General features: G+C 64.9%; 24 protein-coding genes. 11 read left to right on the forward strand and 13 right to left on the reverse strand.

Going from position 1 to position 26,808, the window contains the following annotated elements:
- Window positions 1-53 precede the first annotated feature (53 nt).
- Complete coding sequence (locus GQ651_RS06425) at window positions 54-695, forward strand: GntR family transcriptional regulator (protein ID WP_160763354.1); 642 nt, start codon at window positions 54-56, stop codon at window positions 693-695.
- Window positions 692-1,732, forward strand: a complete 1,041-nt coding sequence (locus tag GQ651_RS06430; protein WP_160763355.1) for an AbrB family transcriptional regulator — start codon at window positions 692-694, stop codon at window positions 1,730-1,732. The genes GQ651_RS06425 and GQ651_RS06430 overlap by 4 nt, the downstream gene beginning before the upstream one ends.
- A gap of 7 nt (window positions 1,733-1,739) precedes the next feature.
- Here GQ651_RS06430 and GQ651_RS06435 read toward each other — a convergent pair whose 3' ends face one another.
- Window positions 1,740-2,342 carry a response regulator transcription factor gene (locus GQ651_RS06435; protein WP_160763356.1) on the reverse strand — a complete coding sequence of 201 codons (603 nt, stop codon included), beginning with the start codon at window positions 2,340-2,342 and terminating at the stop codon, window positions 1,740-1,742.
- 251 nt (window positions 2,343-2,593) lie between these two features.
- On the opposite strand from GQ651_RS06435, the gene GQ651_RS06440 reads away from it, so the two are divergent.
- From GQ651_RS06440 to bhcD, 7 genes are all read left to right on the forward strand, one after another.
- Window positions 2,594-3,064 (forward strand): molybdopterin-dependent oxidoreductase, encoded by a 471-nt coding sequence (locus GQ651_RS06440; protein ID WP_160763357.1) that lies wholly within the window; start codon window positions 2,594-2,596, stop codon window positions 3,062-3,064.
- Window positions 3,065-3,152: 88 nt separating this feature from the next.
- On the forward strand, window positions 3,153-5,633 hold the full coding sequence (locus GQ651_RS06445; protein ID WP_160763358.1) for a hybrid sensor histidine kinase/response regulator: 2,481 nt from the start codon (window positions 3,153-3,155) through the stop codon (window positions 5,631-5,633).
- Window positions 5,634-5,780: 147 nt separating this feature from the next.
- Complete coding sequence (locus tag GQ651_RS06450) at window positions 5,781-6,608, forward strand: bifunctional allantoicase/(S)-ureidoglycine aminohydrolase (RefSeq protein ID WP_227257976.1); 828 nt, start codon at window positions 5,781-5,783, stop codon at window positions 6,606-6,608.
- Between the two features lie 201 nt (window positions 6,609-6,809).
- Window positions 6,810-8,000 carry an L-aspartate--glyoxylate aminotransferase BhcA gene (bhcA, locus tag GQ651_RS06455; RefSeq protein WP_160763359.1) on the forward strand — a complete coding sequence of 397 codons (1,191 nt, stop codon included), beginning with the start codon at window positions 6,810-6,812 and terminating at the stop codon, window positions 7,998-8,000.
- Window positions 8,000-8,968 (forward strand): beta-hydroxyaspartate dehydratase BhcB, encoded by a 969-nt coding sequence (bhcB, locus tag GQ651_RS06460; RefSeq protein ID WP_160763360.1) that lies wholly within the window; start codon window positions 8,000-8,002, stop codon window positions 8,966-8,968. Before bhcA ends, bhcB begins: the two co-directional genes overlap by 1 nt.
- A 10-nt stretch (window positions 8,969-8,978) precedes the next feature.
- Complete coding sequence (gene bhcC / locus GQ651_RS06465; RefSeq protein WP_160763361.1) at window positions 8,979-10,142, forward strand: 3-hydroxy-D-aspartate aldolase BhcC; 1,164 nt, start codon at window positions 8,979-8,981, stop codon at window positions 10,140-10,142.
- A 90-nt stretch (window positions 10,143-10,232) separates the two neighbouring features.
- A complete protein-coding gene (gene bhcD, locus GQ651_RS06470) occupies window positions 10,233-11,198 on the forward strand; it encodes an iminosuccinate reductase BhcD (protein ID WP_160763362.1) in 966 nt (321 codons plus the stop codon).
- A gap of 3 nt (window positions 11,199-11,201) precedes the next feature.
- Here the strand turns inward: bhcD and GQ651_RS06475 are convergent, their stop codons facing one another.
- Together GQ651_RS06475 and puuE are read right to left on the reverse strand one after the other, a co-directional pair.
- Window positions 11,202-11,684 (reverse strand): ureidoglycolate lyase, encoded by a 483-nt coding sequence (locus tag GQ651_RS06475; RefSeq protein WP_160763363.1) that lies wholly within the window; start codon window positions 11,682-11,684, stop codon window positions 11,202-11,204.
- The gene (gene puuE, locus GQ651_RS06480) at window positions 11,681-13,102 is read right to left on the reverse strand and encodes an allantoinase PuuE (RefSeq protein WP_160763364.1); all 1,422 of its coding nucleotides are present in this window, start codon (window positions 13,100-13,102) and stop codon (window positions 11,681-11,683) included. The genes GQ651_RS06475 and puuE overlap by 4 nt, the downstream gene beginning before the upstream one ends.
- Window positions 13,103-13,169: 67 nt before the next feature.
- On the opposite strand from puuE, the gene uraH reads away from it, so the two are divergent.
- A complete protein-coding gene (uraH, locus tag GQ651_RS06485) occupies window positions 13,170-13,523 on the forward strand; it encodes a hydroxyisourate hydrolase (protein WP_160763365.1) in 354 nt (117 codons plus the stop codon).
- A 7-nt stretch (window positions 13,524-13,530) separates the two neighbouring features.
- Here uraH and GQ651_RS06490 read toward each other — a convergent pair whose 3' ends face one another.
- Both GQ651_RS06490 and GQ651_RS06495 read right to left on the reverse strand, forming a co-directional pair.
- The gene (locus GQ651_RS06490) at window positions 13,531-14,532 is read right to left on the reverse strand and encodes a 4-hydroxyproline epimerase (RefSeq protein WP_160763366.1); all 1,002 of its coding nucleotides are present in this window, start codon (window positions 14,530-14,532) and stop codon (window positions 13,531-13,533) included.
- Complete coding sequence (locus tag GQ651_RS06495; RefSeq protein ID WP_160763367.1) at window positions 14,529-15,773, reverse strand: NAD(P)/FAD-dependent oxidoreductase; 1,245 nt, start codon at window positions 15,771-15,773, stop codon at window positions 14,529-14,531. Before GQ651_RS06495 ends, GQ651_RS06490 begins: the two co-directional genes overlap by 4 nt.
- A gap of 169 nt (window positions 15,774-15,942) precedes the next feature.
- Between GQ651_RS06495 and bmt the strand changes: the two genes are divergently transcribed.
- Entirely contained in the window at window positions 15,943-16,965 is a 1,023-nt protein-coding gene (gene bmt / locus GQ651_RS06500; RefSeq protein WP_160763368.1) for a betaine--homocysteine S-methyltransferase, read from the forward strand.
- A 6-nt stretch (window positions 16,966-16,971) separates the two neighbouring features.
- Here the strand turns inward: bmt and recN are convergent, their stop codons facing one another.
- The 8 genes from recN to murB form a co-directional block, all read right to left on the reverse strand.
- Window positions 16,972-18,624 carry a DNA repair protein RecN gene (gene recN / locus GQ651_RS06505; RefSeq protein WP_160763369.1) on the reverse strand — a complete coding sequence of 551 codons (1,653 nt, stop codon included), beginning with the start codon at window positions 18,622-18,624 and terminating at the stop codon, window positions 16,972-16,974.
- Window positions 18,625-18,634: 10 nt separating this feature from the next.
- Window positions 18,635-19,477, reverse strand: a complete 843-nt coding sequence (locus tag GQ651_RS06510) for an outer membrane protein assembly factor BamD (protein ID WP_160763370.1) — start codon at window positions 19,475-19,477, stop codon at window positions 18,635-18,637.
- A gap of 77 nt (window positions 19,478-19,554) precedes the next feature.
- Window positions 19,555-20,481 (reverse strand): UDP-3-O-acyl-N-acetylglucosamine deacetylase, encoded by a 927-nt coding sequence (lpxC, locus tag GQ651_RS06515; protein ID WP_160763371.1) that lies wholly within the window; start codon window positions 20,479-20,481, stop codon window positions 19,555-19,557.
- A gap of 226 nt (window positions 20,482-20,707) precedes the next feature.
- Window positions 20,708-22,318, reverse strand: coding sequence for a cell division protein FtsZ (gene ftsZ, locus GQ651_RS06520; RefSeq protein ID WP_160763372.1), 1,611 nt, complete (start codon window positions 22,316-22,318; stop codon window positions 20,708-20,710).
- 394 nt (window positions 22,319-22,712) lie between these two features.
- Window positions 22,713-24,047, reverse strand: coding sequence for a cell division protein FtsA (ftsA, locus tag GQ651_RS06525; protein ID WP_160763373.1), 1,335 nt, complete (start codon window positions 24,045-24,047; stop codon window positions 22,713-22,715).
- Entirely contained in the window at window positions 24,044-24,910 is an 867-nt protein-coding gene (locus GQ651_RS06530) for a cell division protein FtsQ/DivIB (protein WP_160763374.1), read from the reverse strand. The genes ftsA and GQ651_RS06530 overlap by 4 nt, the downstream gene beginning before the upstream one ends.
- Complete coding sequence (locus GQ651_RS06535) at window positions 24,898-25,815, reverse strand: D-alanine--D-alanine ligase (protein ID WP_160763375.1); 918 nt, start codon at window positions 25,813-25,815, stop codon at window positions 24,898-24,900. Before GQ651_RS06535 ends, GQ651_RS06530 begins: the two co-directional genes overlap by 13 nt.
- A 48-nt stretch (window positions 25,816-25,863) precedes the next feature.
- Window positions 25,864-26,802: a UDP-N-acetylmuramate dehydrogenase gene (murB, locus tag GQ651_RS06540; RefSeq protein ID WP_160763376.1), complete on the reverse strand. Its 939-nt coding sequence runs from the start codon at window positions 26,800-26,802 to the stop codon at window positions 25,864-25,866.
- Window positions 26,803-26,808 lie beyond the last annotated feature (6 nt).

Below are 26,808 nucleotides of genomic sequence, written 5' to 3' on the forward strand. Positions count from 1 at the left end.
TTTGACACTTCTCCGCTGCGACCCTAGGATTGTATCCAGAAGGATACAATTTTATGCCCTCCCATCCCCGCTCCAGTGGCGAAGCCGCTTACGACGCTCTTCTGACCGCGCTCCGCGAGGGCGATTACCGCCCCGGCGACCGCCTGCGCGAGGAAGAAGTGGCCGAGCGGCTGTCGATTTCGCGGACGCCGGTGCGCGAGGCTTTGCGGAAACTTGAAGCCGAAGGCGTGGTCGAACACCGTCCACGGATCGGTGCCGTGATCCGGGGGCTTGGGCATTCCGAGATCGTCGAGCTCTACGAGATGCGGACGGTGCTGGAACGGACGGCGGCAGAGCTGGCGGCCAAACACGGAACCGAGGCTGAGTTCGACACGCTCGATGCGCTGAACCGAGACATCGCCGCTGCCCGCGACGCCCCGTCCCGCGCCGCCGAGATAAATCAGGCCTTCCATGTCTGCCTGCACCGGGCAAGCCGGAACCGGTTTCTCGAACAAGCGGCGCGCGCGTTGACGCATTCTCTTCTGCTGCTCGGTCCAACCACCTTCACCGAAGACGCGCGCATCGACACGGTGACCTCGGAGCATCAGGCGATCATCGACGCCCTCCGTCTGGGTGATGCGGCGGCGGCGGGCGATGCGGCGGCGGCGCATCTGCAGACGTCGCTTCGCTACCGCTTGCGGACGCTCGACGCATGATCCCCGTCATCAACTCTTTCATCATCGGGCTAGCGGGGGTCGGCCTCTTCAAGGTGACAGGCCTTCCTCTGCCCTGGCTTCTGGGTCCACTCTTCGCCTGTCTCGTGGCGGCGCTCTTCCGGATTCCGATGCGCGGCATCCGGCCCCTGAACGAATCCATGCGGACCATTCTGGGCGTCGCGGTCGGCTCGACCATGACACCCGCCGTCATCGCCACCCTTCCGGACATGTGGCCAACCCTTCTTCTGGTGCCGCTCATGGTGGCGGCCATCGGAGTCATCGGCGTGCCCTACTTTCAGCGGGTGTGGGGCTATGATTTTCCGACTGCCTATTATTCCACGATGCCCGGTGGCCTTCAGGACATGCTGGCCTTCGGAGAGGAAGCGGGCGGAAATGTCAGGGCGATGTCGCTGATCCACGCCACACGCGTGCTGGTGATCGTCGTCGCGCTGCCCTTCCTGCTGAGAGGCATCTGGGAGGCCGACCTGAGCAACCCTCCCGGCGCTCCGATCACGACCGTTCCGCCGGGCGAGCTTTTGCTGATGGTCGCCTGTGCAGGTATCGGCTGGTGGGCGGCGAAGCGGGTGGGCCTGTTCGGCGCGACCATCCTTGGTCCTCTCATCGCCACCGCGTTGGCGGCATCGCTCGGATGGCTGCATTTCCGCCCGCCAGCCGAAGCGGTCTGGGCGGCGCAGTTCTTCATCGGCGTGACCATAGGCGGCAAATACGCGGGCATAACGGCGGAAGAAGTCCGCCGCGACCTGGTGGCAGGGTTCGGCTTCTGCCTGATCCTGATCCTGCTCACGCTTGTCTTCGTCGAGGCGATATACGTTCTTGGCCTCGCCCCCGGACAAGAGGCTTTGCTCGCCTTCGCACCCGGAGGACAGGCCGAGCTTACCGTCCTCGCCCTGATCGTCGGCGCGGACGTGGCCTTCGTCGTGGCGCATCACGTGCTCAGACTGTTCGTGGTGATCCTTGGTGCGCCACTCGCCGCGCGCGCGATGAGCCGCCGCCCGGCCCCGCCCGACCCGGACTGAGGGGCGGTCAGACCAGCCGCCGGTCCCGCGCGATCATTGCGGCCTGCGTCCGGTTCTTTGCGTCCAGCTTCCGGCACAGAGACTTCACATGGAGTTTGATCGTGACTTCCTGCAGGCCCAGGTCTCGCGCGATCTCCTTGTTCGACTTGCCATCGGCAAGCCCTCTGACGACCTGCATTTCCCGCGTACTCAGGTCTCCGGCCGGATCAGAGGCATCCTGCTGAATAAAGTCGTAAGGGATGAACACCTCGCCCGACACCATCAGGCGGATTGCATTGACCATGGACCTGGCGGCGAGCGTCTTCGGCACGAAACCCGCAGCCCCCACCGCGATCGCCTCTCTCGCGACAGCAGGAGATGCCGTACCGGACAGGATCGCAATCGGTGTCGCCCCCGAGGACGCCTTCATCCGGTCGACACCGATCAGACCGTCCATGCCCGGCATGTTATAGTCCAGCAGCACGAGATCGAACGGCCCTTCGGCCGCCATGACATCAAGAGCATCATCGAGGCTATCCGCGACCGACGCGTCGCCCAGACCCTCGCTTTTCAGGAACAGAGCGATGGTCTCGCGAACCAGATCGTGATCATCTGCAATCAGAATGCGCATACTGCCCTGCATCGAATGGGTTGGGCACGTCTCACAAATCACTCGTGAAATAAAGCCGTTGTCTGAAATACCTGAAAGTAGCCTAGGATAAAACACGACCCCGACGCAAATGCCTTAAGCCCCCGGCGGAACGGATTTTCTCCTCGGCACAGAGCATATGCTTTCGTATAGGAGTATATGCATTAGTACGCATGACAGTATCCTTCCGATATGTCAGGGTCTGTCCAAACTTGAATGATGGGACGCCGGACATGAATGCTGTTCGACGCATATTGGTTATTCTGGCGGCTCTTTTGGCTCCGGTCGCCGCCACGGCCAGCGATACGCTGCTCACTCTGCACGCCCACGGCATGGATCACCACTACGACCTGAGCGCGCTTCAGGCCTTCGACCATGTCGAATTCACCACGTCAACGATTTGGACCGAAGGACCGCAAACCTTCCGGGGCGTGCCCCTGGCCGCTCTGATCAAGGATGCAGGTGTCACGGAAGGTACGATTATCGCCACGGCGATCAACGACTATTCCGCCGAGATTCCGTTTGAAGAGATCGGACCGGACGCGCCGATCCTGGCATATCACCGGAATGGCGCGACAATGCCGATCCGTGACAAAGGTCCGCTCTGGCTGGTTTACCCCTATGATCAGGAAAGCGCCTTCCGCTCGGAAATAATCTATTCGCGCAGCGTGTGGCAGCTTGACCGCCTTGCCGTCGACCCCTGACATCACATCTCACCAGAGACCGACGCGGCGGAGGAAGTTTCTTTTCGGGGCCGCCCTTGTTTCTGCATCCCTCGCGTTGGGCATCGGGATGCTGTGGCTCCTCAGTGCGAACGCGCGCGACAAGATCGATCAACTGGCGACGGCCAACGCCGACAGCATGCAATGGTCTCTTGCGCAGTTCGAGGTCGAGTACCTGGTTCTGCGGACAACGACGGAAGCGGCACAAAACGGAACCCAGACACTGGACGAGGTGAGACGGCGCTTCGACGTGTTCTACTCTCGTGTCGGGACGGTCAAATCCTCTGCAGCCTTTCAGACCATCCTCGCGACAGAAGACGTCTCCCAAGCGATGGAGCGGGTCGATGCGTTTCTCAGCGAGGTCGCGCCGCTTATCGACGGGGACGATCCGGCATTGCGCGCCGCTCTGCCCGGCATCTCGTCAGACCTTGTGTCCCTGCACACCGAGCTCAGGACGATTGCCCTTGTCGGCGTGCGGGTCTTCGCAGGCCGGGCCGAGGCTCAACGCCTTGCCGTGGCCGACGCTCTCAGGGACCTGGCGATTATCGCGCTTGCCCTCCTCACGGGGCTTCTGACCGTCTTTACTATCTTGCTAGCGCTGATCCGGGCCTCGCAGCGTCAGAACGACCAAATCCTGACCGCGCAGCAAAGGCTGCAGGCGATCATATCCACGTCGCTCGACGCCATTCTTGTGACGGATGAGAACGGTCTCATCCTCGACTACAACGGCGCTGCCGAAGTGATTTTCGGCCACAGTCGCGAGGACGTTGTCGGGACATCCGTCAACTTGCTTCTGGTGGCCGATCACGCCCATGGCAGCCCGGAGAACCCGATGGCGCGCTACCGCAAGGACAGCGAACGGCGCATGTCGGGCCGTGACCTGATGCGTCTTCAGGCGCGGCGGCGCGACGGCTCCCTGTTCCCGGTCGAACTCTCGGTAGGCACCGCCGCCGGCCCCGAAAGCGATGTACTGGTCTTCTTCATTCGGGACATCTCGTTCCGGCTGCGAAGCGAGAACGAACTGGTCATCGCGCGGGACCGCGCCGTGGCGGGCGAAAAGGCCAAGGCCGAGCTTCTCGCTGTGATGAGCCACGAAATGCGGACGCCTCTCAATGGCATTCTGGGCACGCTACAGCTTCTGGAAGAGACTGACCTGACGCCTCGTCAGCGCCGCTTCGTCGATGCGATGAACACATCGGGCCAGACGCTGCAATCTCACGTGAACAACGTGCTCGATATCTCGCGGCTCGATGCGGGTATGGGCGTCACCACGACGGCGCCTTTTGCCCTTTTGCAGCTGACGCGCGACGTGATCGAGACGCTCCGCGCCGAGGCCGAACTACGGGGCAACCGTCTGGAATACCGCAGTTTCGGCAGCGGGCTGGACGCCGTCAAAGGCGACGAGGACAGGCTGCGCCAGATCCTCATCAACCTCTTGGGCAACGCGATCAAGTTCACGGAAGATGGCGAAATCTCCGTGGAAATCGAACGCCTGGCCGACAGCGATATCGTCGAGCTGCGGGTGGCAGACACCGGAATAGGCATCGACGCGGGCGAAACGGCGCGGATATTCGACGATTTCGTCACGCTCGATCCCTCTTTCCAGCGCGTCGCCGAAGGTACGGGGCTGGGCCTCGGTATCGTCCGGCGTCTTGTCGCGCTGCTGGATGGCGAGATCGGCGTCGAAAGCGAACCGGGCGAAGGCAGTCTGTTCTGGGTCCGGCTCCCGCTTGCCCCCACCGACGAGGACTTTTCCGCACCGGATGAACCGCTGCAGCGCCCGAACCGACCGCTCGCGGGCCAGTGCCGCTCCGTCCTTGTCGTCGAGGATAACGAGATCAACCGCATGGTCGTCCGCGAAATGCTGGAGCAGCAAGGCTGTCATGTAACCGAGGCGGTGGACGGTGCGGAAGGGCTGGCCATCGCTGGGGAAAATCGCTTCGACCTGATCCTGATGGACATCAGCATGCCGCGCCTCGACGGACTCGGTGCCGGCAAGGCAATCCGCGAGGGCGACGGACCGAACCGGGAGACTCCGATCGTCGCGCTGACCGCCCATGCGCTTCCCGAAGACATCGAGCGTTTTCTGCAGCTCGGCATGGATCATGTGCTGACAAAGCCGCTCGCCCGCTCCGATCTGATCGCGGTTCTCGATGCCACGCGCGGCAAGGCACCCGAGACTGTGACGCCAAGTCCCGGCTCACGCACCGAGCTTGAAGCCCTGCTGGGGGATGATGCCGCGCGGTCGCTTCTCGAACGTGTCCGCGTCGAGGTGCGGAACGGTCTGGACGACATCCGACGCATGAACCGGGACCGGTCCTCTGGACACACGATCGCAGCCCTTGCACACCGCCTTGCAGGCTCTGCGGCACTGGCGGGACATGAACGGCTCCGCGAACATCTGCTGGCCTTGGAGGCCGCTGCCGCCTCAGGGCGGGACATCGATGCGCATCTGGTCGACGCTGAGGCAGCGTTGACCGATCTGGAGAGAGAGGACGAAGTCGCCGGTAGCGGCATCACCCTTCAAAGCGGATTTACCGCCGGACGGTAACACTGTGAGTGTGTTTGGCATGGTCCGCAGGGCCGCCACTCTCTCCGCGCGGTCCTTCCTCATGACGGCTTTCGCCGATGCCGTTTCCCGGTTCCCCAGCCCGCCAAACACTTCTATCGTCGTGCCGTGAAGCACAGGAACGGCTTGATGGCACAGGACTATTACACTCCAAGGGGCGGTCACCCCGGACAGGATCAGCTTCTGACGGGACGCGCTGTCTTCACCGAGGCATATGCCGTCATTCCGAAGGGCGTGATGCGCGACATCGTGACAAGCACCCTGCCCGGCTGGCGTGACACAAGGGCCTGGATCCTTGCCCGTCCCCTCTCGGGCTTCGCCGAAACCTTCGCTCAACTCATCGTCGAGGTCGCGCCGGGCGGCGGGGCCGACGCGCCCGAACCCGACCCGATGGGCGAAGGCGTGGTCTTCGTCACGTCCGGCGCAGGCCGGCTCAGCATCTCCGGCGCGGATCACGACCTGTCGCCCGGAAGCTACGCCTACCTGCCCCCTGGTACCGACTGGAGCATTCAGGCCAGCGGCGACGGGCCGCTCAGCTTTCACTGGGTTCGTAAGGCCTACGAGCCTGTCCCGGGCCTCGACACGCCCCCCGCCTTCGTCACAAGCGACAAGGACGTGGCGCCGACCCCCATGCCGGACACAGACGGCAGATGGGCCACGACGCGCTTTGTCTCGCCGGACGATCTCCGCCACGACATGCATGTGAACATCGTGACCTTTCAGCCCGGCGCGTCGATCCCCTTCCTCGAGACCCATGTCATGGAGCACGGGCTCTATGTGCTCGAGGGCAAGGCGGTCTACCGGCTGAACCGTGACTGGGTCGAGGTCGAGGCGGGTGACTTCATGTGGCTCCGCGCCTTCTGCCCGCAGGCCTGCTACGCGGGTGGCCCCGGGCCCTTCCGCTATCTGCTCTACAAGGACGTGAACCGGCACCCGAAGCTACGTTTGGGCGGCTGACGGTACGAATAGCGTTTTTATCGCGCGACTTTTTTCGGCGTTTTTCGAAATCAGAAATTCAATTTCGTCATGTAAAAAAATCAAGCCCCTGATTTTAAAGCGGTTTTGACACCTTGGCGCAGAAGCGCCTCCGAAATCAAAAAAATTTACCCGCGCGCAGCCCCTCCTTATGACACCCCCAACAAAGGGAAGGAGACGGCCATGAGTATGCAGAATCCGGTTTTCATTCCGGGGCCCACGAATATCCCCGAAGCTCTCAGGAAAGCCTGCGACATGCCGACGATCGACCACCGGTCGCCGCTGTTCGGAGAGATCCTGCACCCCGCCCGCGCTGCCGTGCGTCGCATCCTGAAAAGCGACAGCGCCGAGATCTTCATTTTTCCCTCCACCGGCACCGGCGGATGGGAAACGGCGATCTCGAACACGCTCTCGCCCGGCGACAAGGTTCTGGTCGCGCGGAACGGCATGTTCAGTCACAAGTGGATCGACATGTGCCAGCGCCACGGGCTGGACCTGACCATCGTCGACGTTCCCTGGGGCGAGGGCCTGCCCGCCGACCGGTTCGAAGAGATCCTGACCGCGGACAGCGGCCACGAAATCAAGGTCGTTCTGGCCACGCATAACGAGACCGCGACCGGCGTGAAATCCGACATTGCCGCCGTCCGCGCCGCGATCGACGCCGCCGGTCATCCGGCGATGCTGTTCGTCGATGGCGTCTCGTCCATCGGGTCGATGGATTTCCGCTTTGACGAATGGGGCGTCGACGTCGCCGTCACCGGCAGCCAGAAGGGCTTCATGCTGCCCGCCGGCCTTGCCATCGTCGGCTTTTCCGAGCGCGCCATGGCCGCGACGCCGACAGCGAAGCTGCACCGGACCTTCTTTGATATCCGCGACATGGAAAAAGGTTACGCCGCAAGCGCCTATCCTTACACACCCGCGGTCGGGCTGATGAACGGCCTGAACGAAGCCTGCAAGATGCTGGAGGCCGAGGGGCTGGAGAACGTCTTCGCCCGCCATCACCTGATGGCAGAAGGCGTCCGCGCGGCTGTCCGGGCCTGGGGGCTGGAACTGTGCGCCGGCCGGCCCGAGCTTTACTCCGACACGGTCAGCGCGATCCGCACGCCTGAGGGCTTCAACGCAAGCGATATCGTCTCACACGCCATGCACGGCTATGGCGTCGCCTTCGGCACAGGTCTGGGCGAGGTCGCGGGCAAGGTCTTTCGCATCGGCCACCTCGGAAGCCTGACGCCGACCATGGCCCTCTCCGGGATCGCCACCGCGGAAATGTGCATGAAAGACCTAGGCATCGAGCTAGATCTCGGCTCGGGCGTGGCAGCCGCGCAGGACGTCTACCGTTCGGGCAAGAAAACCACTGTCAAGGAAGCTGCGTGATGAAGGACATCGCCATGGAAATTCCGACATATGAGGACATGCTCGCCGCGCACGAACGGATCAAGCCGCATATCCGGCGGACGCCGATCCTGACCTCGGACTATCTGAATGAGCTGTCGGGCGCGCAGTTGTTCTTCAAATGCGAGAACCTGCAGGAACCCGGCGCGTTCAAGGTGCGTGGCGCATCGAACGCGGTTTTCGGTCTGGACGACGAGCAGGCGAAGAAGGGTGTCGCGACCCATTCCTCGGGCAACCATGCGCTCTGCCTCTCCTACGCTGCCGGTCGTCGAGGCATCCCGTGCAATGTGGTGATGCCGCGTACCGCTCCGCAGGCCAAGAAGGACGCTGTCCGCCGCTATGGCGGAACGATCACCGAATGCGAGCCCTCGACCTCGTCGCGGGAAGAGACCTTCGCCAAGGTGCAGGCGGCGACGGGGGGCGAGTTCGTCCACCCCTACAACGATCCGCGCGTGATCGCGGGGCAAGGCACCTGCTCGAAGGAGATGATGGAGCAGACCGACGGTCTGGATATGGTTGTCGCCCCCATCGGCGGCGGCGGCATGATCTCGGGCACCTGTCTGACGCTGTCGACGCTGGCGCCCGAAGTGCAGATCATCGCTGCCGAGCCAGAGCAGGCCGACGACGCCTATCGGAGCTTCAAGGCGGGTCACATCATCGCCGACGATGCGCCCGAGACCATCGCCGACGGTCTGAAAGTGCCGCTCAAGGACCTGACCTGGCATTTCGTCTCGAACCACGTGAGCGACATCATGACCGCCTCGGAAGAGGAAATCATCGATGCCATGAAGATTACCTGGAAATACCTGCGGATCGTGATGGAGCCGTCCTGTGCGGTGCCACTCGCCATCATCCTGAAGAACAAGGACCGTTTCGCCGGCAAGCGCGTCGGCGTGGTCGTCACCGGGGGCAATGTCGATCTCGACAAGCTGCCCTGGACCCTGAAGTGAGGACAGACCCATGAAAGACATGACGAATTACAATGATCTTGAAGTCGGCTACGACGTCCCCGCCATCCCCGGCATGGACGAGGCCGACATTCAGACGCCCTGCCTTGTTCTCGACCTCGATGCTCTCGAGCGGAACATCAAGAAGATGGGCGACTATGCGAAGGCGCACGGGATGCGCCACCGCGTCCACGGCAAGATGCACAAGTCGGTAGATGTGGCGAAGCTGCAGGTCGAGCTGGGCGGCGCATGCGGCGTCTGCTGCCAGAAGGTGAGCGAGGCCGAGGTCTTTGCCCGTGGCGGCATCAAGGACGTGCTCGTCTCGAACCAGGTGCGCGACCCGGCCAAGATCGACCGGCTGGCGCGAATGCCGAAGCTGGGCGCGCGGACCATCTGCTGCGTCGACGACGTGGACAATGTGGCCGACCTGTCGGCGGCGGCGGTCAAGCACGGCACCGAGATCGAATGCCTCGTGGAAATCGACTGCGGCGCGGGCCGCTGCGGCGTGACCTCGACACCGGCCGTCGTCGAGATCGCCAAGGCGGTAGAGGCTGCACCGGGCCTGAAATTTGCAGGCATCCAGGCCTATCAGGGCGCGATGCAGCACCTCGACAGCTATGACGAGCGGAAGGCAAAGATCGACGTGGCCGTGGCGATGGTGAAGGACGCGGTCGACACGCTGAAGGCCGAGGGCATCGAGTGCGATATCGTCGGCGGCGGCGGCACCGGCTCCTACTACTTCGAGTCGAATTCCGGCGTCTATAACGAACTTCAGTGCGGCTCCTACGCTTTCATGGATGCCGATTACGGCCGCATCCTGGACAAGGACGGCAACCGCATCGACCGGGGCGAGTGGGAAAACGCGCTCTTCATCCTGACGAGCGTGATGAGCCACGCCAAGGCCGATAAGGCGATCGTGGATGCCGGGCTCAAGGCGCAGTCGGTCGACTCGGGGCTGCCGGTGATCTTCGGGCGTGACGACGTCGAATATGTGAAATGCTCGGACGAGCATGGCGTTGTGATGGACCCTCAGGGCGCGCTCAAGGTCAACGACAAGCTGAAGCTGGTCCCCGGCCACTGCGACCCGACCTGCAACGTCCACGACTGGTACGTCGGCGTGCGCGGCGGCAAGGTCGAGACGCTCTGGCCCGTCTCGGCGCGCGGCAAGGCCTACTGATTTCGCCGCGGGCTTCGCCCCGCGTCGACCGACCGGGAGGGCTCTGCCCTCCCGGACCCTCCCGGAGTATTTCCAAACAGAAGAAGACCCATGTGGATCGTACCTGAGAAAGAGATCGCGGCGCTGATGACCCGCGAGGCAGCCTTCGACGCCGTGGAGAAGGTGTTCGCGGCCATGGCCTCGGGCGAGGCCTATAACTTCCCCGTCGTGCGCGAGGCCATCGGCCATGTGGATGCGCTTTACGGGTTCAAGGGCGGATTCGACCGGTCGGGTCTGACGCTTGGGCTGAAGGCGGGCGGGTACTGGCCGCACAACCTCGAGACCAAGGGGATCATCAACCACCAGTCCACGGTGTTCCTGTTCGATCCCGACACGGGTCGTGTGCACGCCATGGTGGGTGGCAACCTGTTGACCGCACTCAGGACGGCGGCGGCGTCGTCCGTTTCGATCAAGCATCTGGCGCGGCCCGACGCAAAGGTCATCGGCATGATCGGCGCAGGCCATCAGGCCACCTTTCAGTTGCGCACCGCGCTGGAGCATCGCGACTTCGAGAAGATCATCGGCTGGAACCTGCATCCCGAAATGCTGCCCAACCTCGAGAAGGTGGCTGACGAGGCGGGCCTACCGTTCGAGGCGGTCGAACTGCCGGGCATGCAGGAGGCCGACGTGATCATCTCGATCACCTCGTCCTTCGACTGGACCCTCGGCGCGGACCACGTGGCCCCAGGCACCCACCTTGCCTGCATGGGCACTGATACGAAGGGCAAGCAGGAGGTCGAGCCGGCGCTTCTGGCCCGCGCGACGGTCTTCACCGACGAGGTGGCGCAATCGATCTCGATCGGCGAGGCGCAGCACGCGGTGGCCGAGGGGCTGATCGCAGAAGGCGACGTCCACCAGTTGGGCGCGGTGATCAACGGTACGCATCCGGGCCGGACCTCGGACGACGAGATCACGCTCTTCGACGGGACGGGCGTAGGGCTTCAGGATCTGGCCTGTGCGGCGGCAGTTGTGGAAATGGCCATCGAACAGGGCATCGCCATCGAGGTGGACGTCTGAGACCTAGTCGCTGACGGTATAGGGGGTCTCGAACCAGTGTTCTTCGAGGTTCGCGCCCGCGCCGATTCTGTCGACCACCGCGAAAAGCCCCGGCGCGTGGAGCGGTGTCAGCACCCCGTGCCACGTCCCCCGGTGATAGTTCACCCCCTGCCCCGGCTCCGTCCGGAACGCACGGGGCCGACCCGGTCGCCCACCCTCGTCCGGCGCGACGACAACAAGAAACGGGTGCTCGGTCATGGGCAGGAACGCCTGACTGCCGTCTGGGTGCCGCTCGACCATCTCCAGCAGGTAGGGCAGCACGCGGACCTCGGAGCGGAAGAGGCTTATCCCGGCACGGCCATCCCCGAAATCGAGCGTGGCTAGATCGTGCCAGCGCCCGCAGAGCCCCTGATTGATCAGGCGGTCCGGCTCGCCCGTGCAGTCGAGAACATCGCCGAAAGGCGCGAAGGCCTCAGCGGTGAGCGGTTCGATGCGGATCGCCGTCATGCGCCGAACCGGTCCAGCAGGCGGAGCTCCGCGATGCGCTCGACCTGAGCGCAGGCGGTGGCGAATTCGGTCTCGCGGTCGTTTTCGATCCGGCGGCGGAAGGCTTCCATGATCGAGGCCTTTGTGTTGTCCTTGACCGCGATGATGAAGGGGAAGCCGAAGCGCTCGGTGTAGCGGGTATTCAGATCGGTGAAGGCGGCGCGCTCGTCATCCGTCAGAGCATCCAACCCGGCGGAGGCCTGTTCCGCGGTACTCTCGGCGGTCAGACGTCTGGCGGCGGCGAGCTTGCCGGCAAGGTCGGGATGGGCGTTCAGCACGCCCAGGCGTTCCGCGTCGCTGGCCGACCGGAAGACGCGGGTGAGCGCGGCATGGACACCGCGCGCGCTGTCGTGGGTCGGTCCAAGCTCAAGGTCATGGGCGCGCTCGGCGATCCAGGGCGAATGTTCGAAAATGCCGCCGAATTCCGCGACGAAGGCAGCGCGGTCCATGTCGCTCGGGCGTTCGACACCGCGGGGCGGATGCACCCGCGCCCAATGCTCCGCGATCTGGGCGCGGGTGGCGAACCAGACGCCCTCATGGTCGGCCATGTAATCCAGCGCGCGTTTCAGCGCAGCCGCCCGGCCCGGACGCCCGATCAGGCGGCAGTGAAGCCCGATCGACAGCATCTTCGCCGCGCCCGCCTGCCCCTCGGCATAAAGCGTGTCGAAACTGTCGCGGAGGTAGGCTTCGAACTGATCGCCGGCGTTGAAGCCCTGGGGGGTGGCGAAGCGCATGTCGTTGGCGTCGAGCGTGTAGGGTACGATCAGCTGATCGCGGTCCCCGAAACGCGACCAGTAGGGCAGATCGTCGGCATAGCTGTCGGCCACGTAGTCAAAGCCCCCTTCCTCGGCGGCAAGCCGCACCGTGTTGACCGAGCAGCGCCCGGTGTACCACCCGTGCGGGCGGCTGCCCGTCACCTCGGTGTGAAGGCGGATCGCCTCGTCCATATGGGCACGCTCGTCCGCTTCCGAGAAATCCTTGTACTCGATCCACTTGAGGCCATGGCTGGCGATCTCCCAGCCGGCCTCTTTCATGGCCGCCACCTGTTCGGGCGCGCGGGCCAGAGCGGTTGCCACGCCGTAGATCGTCACCGGCAGGTCCCGCATCATCCGGTGGAGCCGCCAGAACCCGGCACGCGCGCCGTATTCGTAGATCGACTCCATGTTCCAGTGCCGCTGACCGGGCCATGCGGCGGCGCCCACGATCTCGGAGAGAAACGCCTCTGACGCCGCATCCCCGTGCAGGACGTTGTTCTCGCCCCCCTCCTCGTAGTTCAGCACGATCTGCACGGCGATCTTCGCGCCCCCCGGCCACTGGGGGTCGGGCGGCGTCGCACCATAGCCGGTCATGTCGCGCGGATAGCGGGGCGGGTTGGTCATCGCTCTTTCCTCTGATCGTCGGTCCCTTTAGACCGGGAGACGCGAAGAACGGCAAGAGAGGCGCGCAATGCAAGGCTATCTGACGACCCACATTCTGGATACCGCGCGCGGTATGCCTGCAGACGGAGTTCGAGTTTCGCTCTTCCGGATCGAAGTCGATGCGCGCGTGCATCTTGGCGACGCGGTGACCAATGCGGACGGGCGAACGGACACGCCCATCCTGTCGAAGGAACGCTTCCGGCAAGGGGTCTACGAACTGGTCTTTCACACCGGCGAATATCTGGACCGTGTCGGCGTACCGGAAGAGCATCCGCGATTTCTCTCCGACATTCCGCTCCGCTTCGGCATGTCAGAGGACGCGCATTACCACGTACCGCTCCTGCTCTCACCTTTCGGCTATTCGACCTACCGGGGCAGCTGACCCGGGCTCAGGTAACCGAGAACCCCGCTGCATAGGGGTCGGCGTCGTCGATGAAGATGGTGTTGTAGCCCGTGAGACGCGCCCAACCCGCGAGTGACGGTATGATGGCCGGGCGGTCGCCCACGGTGGTCTCGGCCTCGACCCGGCCGTGGAACAGGCTGCCGATGATCGACTCGTGGACGAAATCGTCGCCCACGCCAAGGTCGCCCCGCGCCGCCCATTGCGCCATCCGGGCCGAGGTGCCGGTGCCGCAGGGCGACCGGTCGATGGCGCGCTCGCCGTAGAAGACCGCGTTCCGAGCGGTCGCCCCGTCCACGGTTGGTGCGCCGGTCCACATGATGTGGCGGACGCCGCTGATGCCGGGCTGCTCGGGATGCACGGGACGATAAGCGCGGTTCACGGCCTCGCGCATCGCACGCGAAAAGCCGATGATGTCGAGCGCCGAGAACTCGGCCATGTCGGGAACATTCGCCTGCGGCTCGACGATGGCGTAGAAATTGCCGCCATAGGCGATGTCGAAGACCACCTCGCCCAGCCCCGGCACCTCGACGCGTGCCTTAGTCTCGGCAAGGAAGGACGGGACATTGGTGATGCGGACCTGACTGATCCGTTCACCGTCCTGCTCGTATTCGGCGCGGACAGGTCCGGCAGGCGTATCGATCATCAGGACACCGGGCGCCCGCGGCGTGACGAGCCCGTGTTCCAGAGCCATGGTCACGGTCCCGATCGTCCCGTGTCCGCACATCGGCAGGCAACCCGAGGTCTCGATGAACAGAACACCCACATCGCAGTCGTCCCGCGTGGACGGATAGAGGATCGCGCCCGACATCATGTCATGGCCGCGCGGCTCGAACATCAGCCCGGTCCTGATCCAGTCAAACTCGGCCAGAAAATGCGCGCGCCGCTCGAGCATCGTCGCGCCCTTCAGCGTCGGCGCGCCGCCCATCACAAGCCGGACAGGGTTGCCGCAGGTGTGACCGTCGAGGCAGGCGAAAGCGTGTCGTGTCATGGCAGTATCCTGAAGCGCTCGGCGCGGAACGGGGCAAGGTCGATGGCAGGCGCGCGCCCCGCCACAAGATCGGCCACCAGCCGCGCGGTCCCTGCAGATTGCGTCAGCCCGTAATGACCGTGGCCGAAGGCATAAATCACCTCGGGCGCGCGGGGCGACGGGCCGATCACCGGCAGGCTGTCGGGCAAGGACGGACGAAATCCCATCCATTGCTGCCCGCCCTCGGTCCTGAGGCCGGGCAAAAACGCCTGCCCCTTGTCCAGAAGCGCCTTCCACCGCTTGGGATTCGGCGGCTTGTCGAGCCCGGCCAGTTCGACCGCGCCGCCCACGCGCACGCCGTTTCCGATCTTGGACATGACGAACCCATGCTGTGTGAAGGTCAGGAAGGTCCTGAGCTCAATCCCCGGATCCGCGATGGTGGTGTTGTAGCCCCGCTCGGTTTCAAGCGGGATACGGTCGCCGAGGGTGCGGGCCAGACGGTGCGACCACGGACCGGCGGCGACAACGACACGGTCGGCCCACCGCTCCCGGTCGCCCGAGGCGCGGACGCGCCCGTTTGCGCGGGTGAGCGACGAGACGCGCCCCTCTTCGTACACCCCGCCCCGGTCGCGAAATGCCTGGAACAGATGCCAGACCCATGTTTTCGGATCGGTGACCGTGCACCAGTCGGGCGTATACCCCGCGTGGGTGAAGCGCGGCGAAAGACCCGGCTGGATCTCGGCAATCGCGCCGGGGCTTTCCAGCATCTCGAACCGAACGCCGTGATCCGCCCGCGCCTGCCAGACGGGTGCCGCGGCGCGAAAGGCCGCCTCGCCCTCATAAAGCTGCAACTGCCCGTCGCGGCGGATCAGAGGCTCGGCTTCGGTAAGGGCCGTGACCTGATCGAACGCCTCAGCCGAGACGCGCATCAGGTCACCGATCGCCTTGGTGCTGGCCTTGACCTTGCCCGGCCGGCTGGCCCCCCAGAACCTGAGAAGCCATTCCGCCATGAACGGCGCGTAGAACGGGTCGAGCGCCAGCGGCCCGGTCGGATCAAGAAGCCAGCGCGGCGCCTGCCGCATGATACCGGGCGAGGCCAGCGGCTCCACATCGGTCAATGCGAAGGCGCCCGCATTGCCGCCCGAGGCTTCCGAGGCGATGCCCTTCCGCTCGACCAGAGTGACGTTGTGGCCTTCCTCCAGCAGGAACAGCGCCGACGACACGCCGACAACCCCGCCTCCGATGACAAGAACATCGCTCATCTTCTTCAAGAACCCCTGCCGACGCTTCGCCTTGCACCCGTTTTCGCAGGTTTTCGCACGGCGTAAAGACGGTGGAAACGCGCCGGCTCATAATCCTCTTGAGGACATTCGATTTGCAGGACGGCCCCAGCCGTGCGATAGCGCGGCGGATCAATCTGGATTGGACCCCATGCAGAACGTACTTGCCCAGCTACTCTCGGACCGCGACTGGATTCTGGCAGATGGCGCGACGGGAACGAACCTGTTCAACATGGGCCTGTCGGCTGGCGACGCACCCGAATTCTGGAATGTCGATCATACCGACCGGGTGACCCAGCTTTACAAAGGCTCGGTCGATGCCGGCGTCGATCTGTTCCTGACCAACACTTTCGGCGGCAACGCCTCGCGGCTGAAACTCCATGACGGTCAGTCCCGCGTGCGCGAACTGAACCGCGCCGGAGCCGAGATCGCGCGCGAGGTGGCCGATGCCTCGGGCCGGACCGTGGTCGTCGCGGGCTCGGTCGGGCCCACGGGCGAAATCATGGAGCCGATGGGATCGCTGTCCTACTCCGACGCCGTCGAGATCTTTCACGAACAGGCCGAGGGTCTGAAAGAGGGTGGCGCGGACGTGCTCTGGGTCGAGACGATCAGCGCGCCTGAAGAATACAAGGCCGCCGCCGAGGCCGCGCTGCTCGCCGGGATGCCCTGGTGCGGAACCATGAGCTTCGACACGGCGGGGCGCACCATGATGGGCCTGACCAGCCAGGGTCTTGCCGAACTGGTCGAGAAACTCGATCACAAGCCGCTGGCCTTCGGCGCCAATTGCGGTGTCGGCGCGTCTGACCTGCTGCGGACGGTTCTGGGCTTTGCGGCGCAGGGCACCGAGCGCCCGGTCATCGCCAAGGGTAACGCGGGCATCCCGAAATACGTGGATGGCCACATCCATTACGATGGCACGCCTGACCTGATGGCGGATTACGCCGCTCTGGCGCGGGACGCGGGCGCGAAGATCATCGGCGGCTGCTGCGGCACGACACCGGAACACCTGGTCAAGATGCGCGAGGCGCTGGAGACCCGGCCTGCCGGTCCGCGCCCGACGCTCGATCAGATCACGGATGCGCTTGGCGGGTTCTCGTCTGTCGTTGACGGCACCGAAGACGGCGGCGATGGTCCATCCCGGCCCGAGCGTGGGCGGCGTCGGCGGCGGGGGTAACGCCCCTCAGCCCGCCAAAAGCGCGCGCGCGGCTGAGCGCGCCTCGCTCGTTACCGTGTCACCCGAAAGCATCCGGGCAATCTCGTCCACGCGCTCGCCCTCGTCGAGCGGAGTGACCGTGGACAGCGTCACACCCCTCTCGACACGCTTTTCCACCCGCATGTGGTGATCGGCCAGCGCCGCCACCTGCGGGCTATGCGTCACGACCAGCACCTGCGCCCCATCAGACAGCGCCGAAAGACGCCGTCCCACCGCATCGGCCGTCGCACCGCCCACGCCCCGGTCGATCTCGTCGAAGATCAACGTCAGCCCTTCCTGCCCCGCCGTCAGGCAGACCTTGAGCGCCAGAAGGAACCGGCTGAGTTCGCCGCCCGACGCGATCTTGTTGAGCGGCCCTGCCGGCGCGCCGGGGTTCGTGGCAACGGTAAAGGCCACACCGTCGCGCCCTTCGGGGCCGTCCGGGGCCTCGGTGATCTCGGTCGAGAAATGCGCGCGCTCCATCCTGAGGGGCGCAAGTTCCCCCGCCATGGCCGCGTCAAGCCGCTCCGCCGCCTCTGACCGCGCCGCGCCGAGACTGTCGGCGGCGGCGTCATAGGCGGCCTCGGCTTCGCGGACAGCGCGCCTCAGGTCACTCAGGCCGCCCTCGCCCGCATCGAGCGCGCCAAGCCGTTCCCTCAGCCGGTCGGCGAGGTTGGACAGGTCATCGGGCTGCACGTCGTGCTTCCGCGCCAGCCCCCGGATCGCGAACAGCCGCTCTTCCACCCGCTCCAGTTCGCCGGGATCGACATCGAGCGCCTCAAGTGCACGGGCGACGCCATCCTCGGCCTCGCCCAACTCGGTCAGAGCGCGGCCAAGCGCCTCAAGGGCTGCGTCGAGCCTTCCTTCGGCCGCGCCCGCTGCACCGTCAAGCCAGCGCTCGGCATCCCTGAGCAGCCCCTCGGCACCGTCGGACGACAGCGCCGCATGAGCCCGCGCCACGTCCTCACGAATACGGCCCGCCGCCTGCATCAGCCGCCGACGCTCATCAAGCGCCGCGTCCTCTCCCGGCTCCGGCGACAGCGCGTCCAGCTCTCCCACGGCGTGGCGCAGAAATTCCTCGTCCGCCTTCAACGTCGCGACCTCGGCCTCGGCCTCTTTCAATGCGGCGCGCGCCCCCTTCAGGTCGCGCCACGCGGCACGGCAGCGGGCGACGTCGTCACCAAGGTCACCGAAATCATCCAGCATCTGACGATGCGCGCGCGGGTTCAGAAGGCCCTTGTCATCCTGCTGCCCGTGCAGCTCGACCAGCGCGTCCGACAACTGCCGAAGTACATCGCCAGAGACGCGCCGGTCATTGATCCAGGCGGTCTTGCGCCCGTCCCGCGAGTTCACACGCCGCAGGATCAACGCGTCATCCTCGGCCGACAGCCCCGCCTCGTCGAGAACCGCACGTGCAGGGTGTCCGGGCGCAAGGTCGAATTCCGCCACCACCTCGCCCTGCTCGGCCCCGTCGCGCACCAGTTCGGCCCGACCGCGCCAGCCCAGCACAAAGCCGAGCGCATCCAGAAGGATAGACTTGCCCGCCCCCGTCTCACCCGTCAGCACGTTGAGACCCGGCGCGAGCGTCAGCTCGAGCCGGTCGATGATCAGCATGTCCCGGATGTCGAGACTTCTCAGCATGGGAAACCTGTCAGAGCCACTCGCCGCGGATCATCTGGCGATAGACCGTAGAGAGCCAGCTTGTCCCCTGCGCCTCGGGGGCAAGGCCGCGACCTGTCAGCAAGTTGAAGCTGTCCTCGTACCATTCCGTCGAGCGGTAGTTATGCCCAAGGATCGCGCCGGCGGTCTGCGCCTCTTCGGTCAGCCCAAGCGACAGATAGCTCTCGACCAGCCGGTGAAGCGCCTCGGGCGTCTGGGTCGTGGTCTGGAAATCCTCCACCACAACGCGGAACCGGTTGATGGCGGCCACGTAATGCCCGCGCTTGAGGTAGTACCGCCCGATCTCCATCTCTTTTGCGGCCAGATGATCGAAGGCCAGGTCGAACTTCAGAATGGCCGAGCGCGCATATTCGCTGTCGGGATAGGTCTCGATCACGTCGCGAAGCGCCTGAAGCGCCTGAAAGGTCAGCCCCTGGTCGCGGCCCACATCGTCGATCTGGTCATAGTAACTGAGGGCCAGAAGGTATTGAGCATAGGCCGCGTCCTCGTCGCCCGGATAGGTGTCGATGAAACGCTGCGCCGCGCCCCGGCTCGCGTCGTAATCGCGGTCGCGGTGATAGGCGAAGGCCTGCATGACAAGCGCCCGCTTTGCCCATTCGGAATAGGGATACAGCCGCTCGACCTCTCCGAAGAACCGCGCGGCATCCGCCGGCTCTCCGATCTCGATCTGGAATTCGGCCCGGTTGTAGAGTTCTTCCGCAGAATAGCTGTCGAGCGGCCGGGTATCCTCGGCGCTGCCGCCACCGCATGCGGCCAGCAGAACAGACACCGTTACCAGCGCCGCCGCCTGTCTGATTCCCGGAAAAACTCGCATTCCCCTCAGCCCTGTCATGCCGTCAGGCTTGCGGGATAGCACAGAAAATTTCGGTGCAAAACGGTTAACGGCAGCCCTCAGGCCGCCGCCACCTGCGGCACGTCCTGACGCGAAAGGCCTGCACCCGGAAGGCGCGCTGCTTGCTCGGGCGTGCATTCGATGACGCGATACGCCGTCGGATCCGCGAAAAGCGCGCGCAGAAGCAGGTTCGTCATCGCGTGCCCCGCCTTGTGTCCGGTATAGCGACCGAGGATCGGCGCACCCGCCAACGCAAGGTCACCAAGCGCGTCCAGCATCTTGTGGCGAACGGGCTCGTCGCGGTGACGCATACCGCCTGGCGTGACGACGCGGTCGCCGTCGACCACGACGGCCGAGGTCACGCTGCCGCCCACGATCAGGCCACGGTCGCGCATAGCATCAATGTCTGCCTTGCGGCAGAAGGTCCGGCTGTCACAGAGCTCGTGCACGAAGGTGCCGTTGGCCATGTTCAGCGACTTTTGCTGGTGGCCGATCACGGCGTCGGCGAATTCGATTTCAAAGCGGATCGTCAGACCGTCATCGGGCTCGAGAATGGCTTCGGCATCGCCCCGCTGGACGCTGACGGGCTTGAGCACCTCGATGGCGCGGATCGGCGCGTCACTGGCGCAGAGGCCTTTCGACAGGATGCCCGTGACGAATTGTGCCGAAGAGCCGTCCAGAAGCGGCACTTCCGGTCCGTCGATATCGATCAGAGCGTTCTGAACGCCCGTGCCCGCCAGAGCGGCCATCACATGTTCGATGGTCGACACTCCGACGCCGTCGGCGTTGGAAATCCGCGTGCAAAGCTGGGTATCGCTGACCGCATCCCACAGCGCCGGGATCATGCTGTCATGCTCGGTGACGTCGACCCGCCGGAACCAGATACCATAATTGGCCGAAGCCGGATGAATGGTCATACGGACGGCGCGACCGGTATGCAAACCGGTGCCGTTGAAGGTCACGGGGCTTCTCAATGTCGTCTGCAAGGGTCTCACCCAGTATTAACGCCGAACTCTGCCTCACGTTCCGGCACGCCCTAGCTAGGCAGAGCGCCGACAACCCTCAACACAATCATTGCAACAGTCTGAAACATGAATGTTACATTTCGGCGGATTGATGCCGCTCTGCGGCGTAACCTTGTATAAATAACTGAAAACAAAAGAAAAAGGCCGGTAAGAACCGGCCCAATTCTACGGTATTTGTGACGTGACGTCAGTTGGCCTGACGGCGGAGGAAGGCCGGAATCTCGATCCGTTCCTGCTCGGGCGAGTTTTCCTCGACCGGTTCCGCACGGGCCACCGGAGGCTGGGCGCGGGCCGTCTGAGGGCGGGCGTCGCCGCCATGACCGCCAGCGCCGGACATCCGGTTGATCAGATTGTTGATGCCGAAGCGCGGACGCTGCTCGCCCCCGGCCTGCGGCTGGCCCTGCGGCGCCTGAGCACGCGCGGCGCCCGGAACGTGGCCCTGCATCGAACCCGGCGCACGTCCAGTGACGCGCTCGAGACGGGCAAGCGCCTCGGGCGTCGGCGTACCTGGCGCGGGACGCTGCGCAGCGGCCTGCGGCACGAACGTCATTTCGGGCTGAGGCGCCTGTTCCTGAGCATAGGCCGGAGCGGGCTGATAGGCCGGCGGCGGCAGGTCGTCGGAAGCAGCGGCGGGCGTGTCGAGATCCTCGAACAGGCTCGGTTCTTCCACCGGGGCGTATTGCGGCGCCTGAGCGGCGGGCTGCTGCGGCGCGGCTTCTGCGGCGACTGTCCGCTCGGCCGGAACCGGTGCCGGCTCGGCGGGCGCGGCTGCCGCAGGGGCCAGCGGCTCGGCCAGCGAGCGGCGCTGCACCGGCGGTTCGCCATGGGATACGGCAGCGTCGATGCCGGTCGCAACGACGCTGACGCGCATCATGCCTTCCATGCCCGTATCCAGCGTCGAGCCGACGATGATGTTGGCGTCTGCGTCCACTTCCTCGCGGATGCGGTTGGCTGCTTCGTCCAGCTCGAATAGCGTCAGGTCGTAGCCGCCGGTGATGTTGATCAGGACACCCTTCGCGCCCTTCAGGCTGATCTCGTCCAGAAGCGGGTTCGCGATCGCCTTTTCGGCAGCCTGGATCGCGCGGTCCTCGCCCTCGGCCTGACCGGTGCCCATCATGGCCTTGCCCATCTCGTCCATCACGGCGCGGACATCCGCGAAGTCGAGGTTGATGAGGCCCGGACGCACCATCAGGTCGGTCACGCCCTTGACGCCCTGGTAGAGTACGTCGTCGGCCATCGAGAACGCCTCGGTGAAGGTCGTCTTCTCGTTGGCGAGGCGGAACAGGTTCTGGTTCGGAATGATGATCAGCGTATCGACCATCTTCTGCAGGGCTTCGACGCCCTCTTCCGCCTGACGCATCCGCTTGGCGCCTTCGAACTGGAAGGGCTTGGTGACAACGCCGACGGTCAGGACGCCGAGTTCACGTGCGGCCTGCGCGATGATCGGAGCGGCGCCGGTCCCGGTGCCGCCGCCCATGCCGGCGGTGATGAAGCACATATGCGCGCCGGCAAGCTGGTCGACGATTTCCTCGATGGTCTCCTCGGCGGCGGCGGCGCCAACCGAAGGGCGCGCCCCGGCGCCAAGTCCTTCGGTAACCCGGACACCCATCTGGATTTTGGTCGTGGCGACCGACTGCTGCAGCGCCTGCGCGTCAGTGTTCGCGACGACGAATTCGACGCCCTCAAGTTGTTTTTCAATCATGTTGTTGACGGCGTTGCCGCCAGCCCCCCCGACCCCGAAAACGGTGATCCTGGGCTTCAGCTCTTCATGGCTGGGCATGGTCAAATTCAATGTCATTACTCTGTCCGCCTGCTGTTATCGCTCCCCCGGGCCGGGGCGTTTTTCTACGGCCCTTAGGGCCGCCTGCTGGATAGGGGCACATTACCGCGCGTCAGACGCGAGGTCACCCCGATTCGAGGCGCAAAACGCAAAATATGGCAGATTTTTGTCATCAGACCTCTGCATATCCGCGCAGCCGCAAGATCGTGTGTTCGATCAAGGGCCTACCCCAAAAAGCTCACGTATTTGGGTTCAAAACCCGGATTGCGCGCGCAACCGGGCGTTGAATCTCGTCGATTTGGAAAGGCTGCTCTGCCTCTGTCCCGCCCTTTCCGGGCCTTGTGGATAACTTAGCAGATTCGCCTCGCCCCGTCGCCTGTTCTTTTTCCGTCTCCGCGGCGCACCGCCACCCTTACCAGTTGTCCCGGAACCAGCGGACCGCGCGTTTGAACGACCGCGCCGCGCCGTGGTCGATGGGCATCTCGAAATCCCACCACTCGTCCTGCGGATGCGCCGCGAACAGACAAAGCCCGACCGCGCTGGCGAAGGCCGCGCCGGTGGTCGCCTGCGGAAGACCCTGTACGCGAAGCGGACGGCCGATCCGGACCCCCTGCCCGAGGATCTTCGGCGCAAGACCGTCCAGACCTGGGATCTGGCTGGCACCGCCGGTCAGCACGATCTGCTGCGACGGCAGGTACTCGAACCCTGCCGCATCGAGCCGCGCGCGCACCTCTTCCAAAATTTCCTCGACGCGTGGACGCATGATCCCGATCAGTTCGGCGCGGCTGACCGTGCGGCGGTCATGTTCCCAGTCGCCGGTCTCGCCGCCCACCTCGATCAGGTCGCGGTCGTCCATGCCGGTGGCCACCACGCCGCCGTGGAAGGTCTTGATCCGTTCGGCCACGGACATCGAGACCTGAAGCCCCTTCGAAATGTCCTGCGTCACGTGATCGCCGCCAAGACGCACGGCGTCGGCATAGATCATGTGCTTCTTGATGAAGATCGACAGACCCGTGGTCCCGCCGCCCATGTCGATGCACGCCGCGCCGAGCTCCTGCTCGTCCTCGACCAGCGCAGACATGCCCGAGACATAGGCCGACGACGCCAGCCCCGCGAGTTCGAGATCGCAGCGCTTGAGGCAATAGATCAGGTTCTCCAGAACCGCGGTATCCGCCGTCAGCATGTGCATATCGCAGGCCAGCCGCTGCCCGATCTGCCCGCGGGGGTCGATCAGGCCCGAGCGATGGTCGAGTGCGAAATTGACCGGCTGAGCATGGAGCACCTCGCGGCCCGGCCCGATATCCGGCACCTCGCAGGAGGCAAGCGCGCGGGCCACGTCGTGTTCACGCACCACATCGCCATCGACCAGAACCGTGCCTGCAAGACCATAAGAGCGCGGCTGCCCCCCCGAGAGGCACGCGATGACATGGTCCACGCGGACATTCGCCATCTTCTGCGCGGCCTGCACGGCAGTACGGATCGCGCGCTCTGTCTCCTGAATGGCGCAGCTTTCGCCCAGTTCCACGCCCCGAGACCGCGTCGTCGCCGCACCGATCACGCGGAACTTGGTCTGGCCGGCCATGGCGCCGATGCCGTCGCCCGCAAGCACATGTTCGGTCCCGTCGAAACGCAGGATCAGACAGGCCACCTTGGACGTGCCCACATCCAGGATCGCCACTACACCGCGCTGGATCGCCGCACGCCGCATCGCGCGCATGGCGCGCTGGCTTTCATAAAGATCGGTCATTCGACTACTGCCTCATAGACTCTTGTTCTTGTTGTCAGGTTTTCCTGCATGGCCGCGTCCGAAAGGCGCAGAACGGGGCGGCGCGGGTTGCGGAAGTCGATCGCCACAATGTCCCGCGCCAAGAGATCCTGCGCATGGTCCAGCGCCATGACGCGCTTCATCGCGGTAACGGCGTCGTCTTCGGGCAGCATAATGATCTGATCCCGGTCGAGCAGAACGTCCCAGCGACGCTCGCCCATGCGGCGGAGCGCGCGGAAACGCTCCGTGACGGGTGCGGCCGCCTCGATGATCTCCAGCGCCTCGGCCACCTCGGCCCCGGCGCCAGCCCCAAGGATCAGCGGCAGATCCAGACGGTCGGCGCGGGCGTCCAGCGGCTGAACCCGATGCCCCTCGGCATCGACGAGAACAAGACCGGTCGCGCGGCGCCAGACCGCCACCGGAACCCGCTCGACCACGGTGACGGCAAGCACGCCGCCGCCCCGTATCTGCACGCTGGCGCTTGCGACGGCGTCGATTTCCTCGACCGCTTCGCGAAGCGTGTCCAGTTCCAGGTCGAAAGACGACACGGGAAAGTCGACAGGCAGGATGTCGCGCACCTCGGCCTCGATTTCGGGCGAGCCGGTCTCGACCACCATCATGCGGACCATGAATTCCGGGCGTTCCTCCACCTGCCGGCGGAGCTCGGCCACCCGCTCGGCCAACGCATCGCGGCGCGCCTCGTCCGAGGCCCAGATGGAGACACCCGCCACAATCAGAAGAACCGGCAAGCCATAGCGCAGGAACAGCCTGAACCGGGGCGTCAGCATCAGCCGGTTCATGCGATATGCCATCCGCGACGGTGCCGGGTCCTTCATCGGTCGCATGAGGCATCCTCCACCATCCAGCGGCAGAGCTCGGGGAAACCGATCCCCTTGACCCCTGCCTGCTCCGGCACCAGAGAGGTCGGCGTCATGCCCGGCTGGGTGTTGATTTCAAGCACGACAAGCCCGTCAGCGCCCAGATCGGGATTCCAGCGAAAGTCCGTCCGGCTCACCCCCTTGCAGCCCAGAACTTCATGCGCGCGGATCGCGTACTCCTCGCAGAGCGCGGTGATCTCGTCGGGGATCTCCGCCGGGACCACGTGCCGCGACCCGCCGGGCGCGTATTTCGCGTGATAGTCGTACCAGCCGTCAGTCAGGATCTCGGTCACGCCAAGCGCCCGGTCGCCCATCACGCTCGTCGTCAGTTCGCGGCCCGGAATATAGGTCTCGACCATGAGCCTGTCGGGCATGTCCTCGGCGATGGCCGGCGGGCCGTTCGCTCCTTCCAGCACGAGGTAAATGCCGACCGACGACCCCTCGTTTCGGGGCTTGATGACGTAGGGCGGCTTCATCACATGCCCGGCAGCGATCTCGGATTTGCTGCGCACGACGCTCTCGGTCACCGGGATGCCGGCACTTCGAAAGACGTCCTTCGTCCGCTCCTTGTCCATGGCAAGGGCCGAGGCCAGAACGCCGGAATGGGTATAGGGAATGCGGAGCCACTCGAGAATGCCCTGCACGCAACCATCCTCGCCCCAGCGACCGTGAAGCGCGTTGAAGGCGACGTCGGGACGCAGGTCTTCAAGACGCCGGGCAAGGTCCGCTCCGGCGTCCAGTTCGATCACCTCGTAAAGTCCTGTTTCCCGCAAGGCTGCCGCGCATTCGCACCCTGATGACAGAGACACCTCGCGCTCTGCCGAGGGGCCGCCCATCAGGACCACAACCTTGGGGGATGCCCTGCTCGACATTCCCGCCTTGTCTTTCTTGTCGAAGAGCCGTTTGCGGCCCTCTTGGTTTTACTCTGCCTCAGGGGCCGGTTCGCCGACCCTCATGATTTCCCATTCTAATCTGATTCCCGAATGCGAGAGAACCCTTTCCCGCACCTCTTCGCCCAGACCTTCCAGATCGGCCGCCGTCGCGCCGCCGGTATTCACCAGAAAGTTCGAATGCATCTCGGACATCTGCGCCCCGCCCCGGCGCGCGCCGCGCATGCCGGCGTCGTCGATCACTTTCCAAGCCTTCAGGTCATGCACGTCATCGGCTCGTCCGGTCGAGCTGAACCCTGCCGGGTTTCGGAACGTGGAGCCTGCCGTCAGCGCCTTGGTAGGCTGGGTGGCGTCGCGCTTTGCAAGCTGGGCCTCCATCGTTGCGGCCAACGCCTCCGGGTCGCCCTCGGGGGCGTCGAAAGTGGCGCGGGTCAGAACGCAGCCTTCGGGCAGATCGCTTTGCCGGTAGCGGAAGTTCAGATCGGCGGCCGGAATCGTCACGACCTCGCCCGAGCGCGTCACAGCCTCGACCTCGACCAGACGGTCGGCGGTATACGTACCATAGCAGCCCGCGTTCATCCGCACCGCGCCGCCAATGGCACCGGGGATCGTGCGCAGATAGGTCAGGTCGCGCCCGGCCTCTGCCGCCTTTCGCGCGACGTGAGCGTCAAGCGCGGCGGCCCCCGCATGGACCAGATTGCCGTCTATCTCGATCCCGGCGAAAGCGCGGCCCAGCCGGATGACCACGGCCCGCAAGCCGCCGTCCCGCACGATCAGGTTCGAGCCGACCCCCATCGGGAAGACCGCCACGTCCGGCGGCAAGGCGGCAAGGAACGCGGACAGGTCATCGCGATCGGCGGGCAGGAACAGCCAGTCGGCAGGCCCGCCCACGCGAAGCCACGTCAGCCCCGAAAGGTCGTAGTCAGGCGTCAGCCGCCCGCGCACCTCAATATCCGCAACATCAGTCATGGATGC

Origin of the sequence: Kangsaoukella pontilimi, assembly GCF_009830125.1 — a bacterium.
GTDB classification, from domain to species: Bacteria; Pseudomonadota; Alphaproteobacteria; order Rhodobacterales; family Rhodobacteraceae; genus Kangsaoukella; species Kangsaoukella pontilimi.

What these genes read in the sequence shown, in the direction of transcription:
- ftsA (WP_160763373.1), bottom strand. Translation starts at nt 24,047, where the DNA reads ATGACCGATCTTTATGAAAGCCAGCGCGCCATGCGCGCGATGCGGCGT.
- ftsZ (WP_160763372.1), bottom strand. Translation starts at nt 22,318, where the DNA reads ATGACATTGAATTTGACCATGCCCAGCCATGAAGAGCTGAAGCCCAGG.
- puuE (WP_160763364.1), bottom strand. Translation starts at nt 13,102, where the DNA reads ATGACCAACCCGCCCCGCTATCCGCGCGACATGACCGGCTATGGTGCG.
- GQ651_RS06535 (WP_160763375.1), bottom strand. Translation starts at nt 25,815, where the DNA reads ATGTCGAGCAGGGCATCCCCCAAGGTTGTGGTCCTGATGGGCGGCCCC.
- GQ651_RS06425 (WP_160763354.1), top strand. Translation starts at nt 54, where the DNA reads ATGCCCTCCCATCCCCGCTCCAGTGGCGAAGCCGCTTACGACGCTCTT.
- recN (WP_160763369.1), bottom strand. Translation starts at nt 18,624, where the DNA reads ATGCTGAGAAGTCTCGACATCCGGGACATGCTGATCATCGACCGGCTC.
- bhcC (WP_160763361.1), top strand. Translation starts at nt 8,979, where the DNA reads ATGAAAGACATGACGAATTACAATGATCTTGAAGTCGGCTACGACGTC.
- GQ651_RS06510 (WP_160763370.1), bottom strand. Translation starts at nt 19,477, where the DNA reads ATGCGAGTTTTTCCGGGAATCAGACAGGCGGCGGCGCTGGTAACGGTG.
- uraH (WP_160763365.1), top strand. Translation starts at nt 13,170, where the DNA reads ATGCAAGGCTATCTGACGACCCACATTCTGGATACCGCGCGCGGTATG.
- GQ651_RS06475 (WP_160763363.1), bottom strand. Translation starts at nt 11,684, where the DNA reads ATGACGGCGATCCGCATCGAACCGCTCACCGCTGAGGCCTTCGCGCCT.
- GQ651_RS06440 (WP_160763357.1), top strand. Translation starts at nt 2,594, where the DNA reads ATGAATGCTGTTCGACGCATATTGGTTATTCTGGCGGCTCTTTTGGCT.
- bmt (WP_160763368.1), top strand. Translation starts at nt 15,943, where the DNA reads ATGCAGAACGTACTTGCCCAGCTACTCTCGGACCGCGACTGGATTCTG.
- GQ651_RS06490 (WP_160763366.1), bottom strand. Translation starts at nt 14,532, where the DNA reads ATGACACGACACGCTTTCGCCTGCCTCGACGGTCACACCTGCGGCAAC.
- GQ651_RS06430 (WP_160763355.1), top strand. Translation starts at nt 692, where the DNA reads ATGATCCCCGTCATCAACTCTTTCATCATCGGGCTAGCGGGGGTCGGC.
- GQ651_RS06445 (WP_160763358.1), top strand. Translation starts at nt 3,153, where the DNA reads ATGCTGTGGCTCCTCAGTGCGAACGCGCGCGACAAGATCGATCAACTG.
- murB (WP_160763376.1), bottom strand. Translation starts at nt 26,802, where the DNA reads ATGACTGATGTTGCGGATATTGAGGTGCGCGGGCGGCTGACGCCTGAC.
- GQ651_RS06530 (WP_160763374.1), bottom strand. Translation starts at nt 24,910, where the DNA reads ATGCGACCGATGAAGGACCCGGCACCGTCGCGGATGGCATATCGCATG.
- GQ651_RS06435 (WP_160763356.1), bottom strand. Translation starts at nt 2,342, where the DNA reads ATGCGCATTCTGATTGCAGATGATCACGATCTGGTTCGCGAGACCATC.
- GQ651_RS06495 (WP_160763367.1), bottom strand. Translation starts at nt 15,773, where the DNA reads ATGAGCGATGTTCTTGTCATCGGAGGCGGGGTTGTCGGCGTGTCGTCG.
- GQ651_RS06450 (WP_227257976.1), top strand. Translation starts at nt 5,781, where the DNA reads ATGGCACAGGACTATTACACTCCAAGGGGCGGTCACCCCGGACAGGAT.
- bhcD (WP_160763362.1), top strand. Translation starts at nt 10,233, where the DNA reads ATGTGGATCGTACCTGAGAAAGAGATCGCGGCGCTGATGACCCGCGAG.
- bhcA (WP_160763359.1), top strand. Translation starts at nt 6,810, where the DNA reads ATGAGTATGCAGAATCCGGTTTTCATTCCGGGGCCCACGAATATCCCC.
- bhcB (WP_160763360.1), top strand. Translation starts at nt 8,000, where the DNA reads ATGAAGGACATCGCCATGGAAATTCCGACATATGAGGACATGCTCGCC.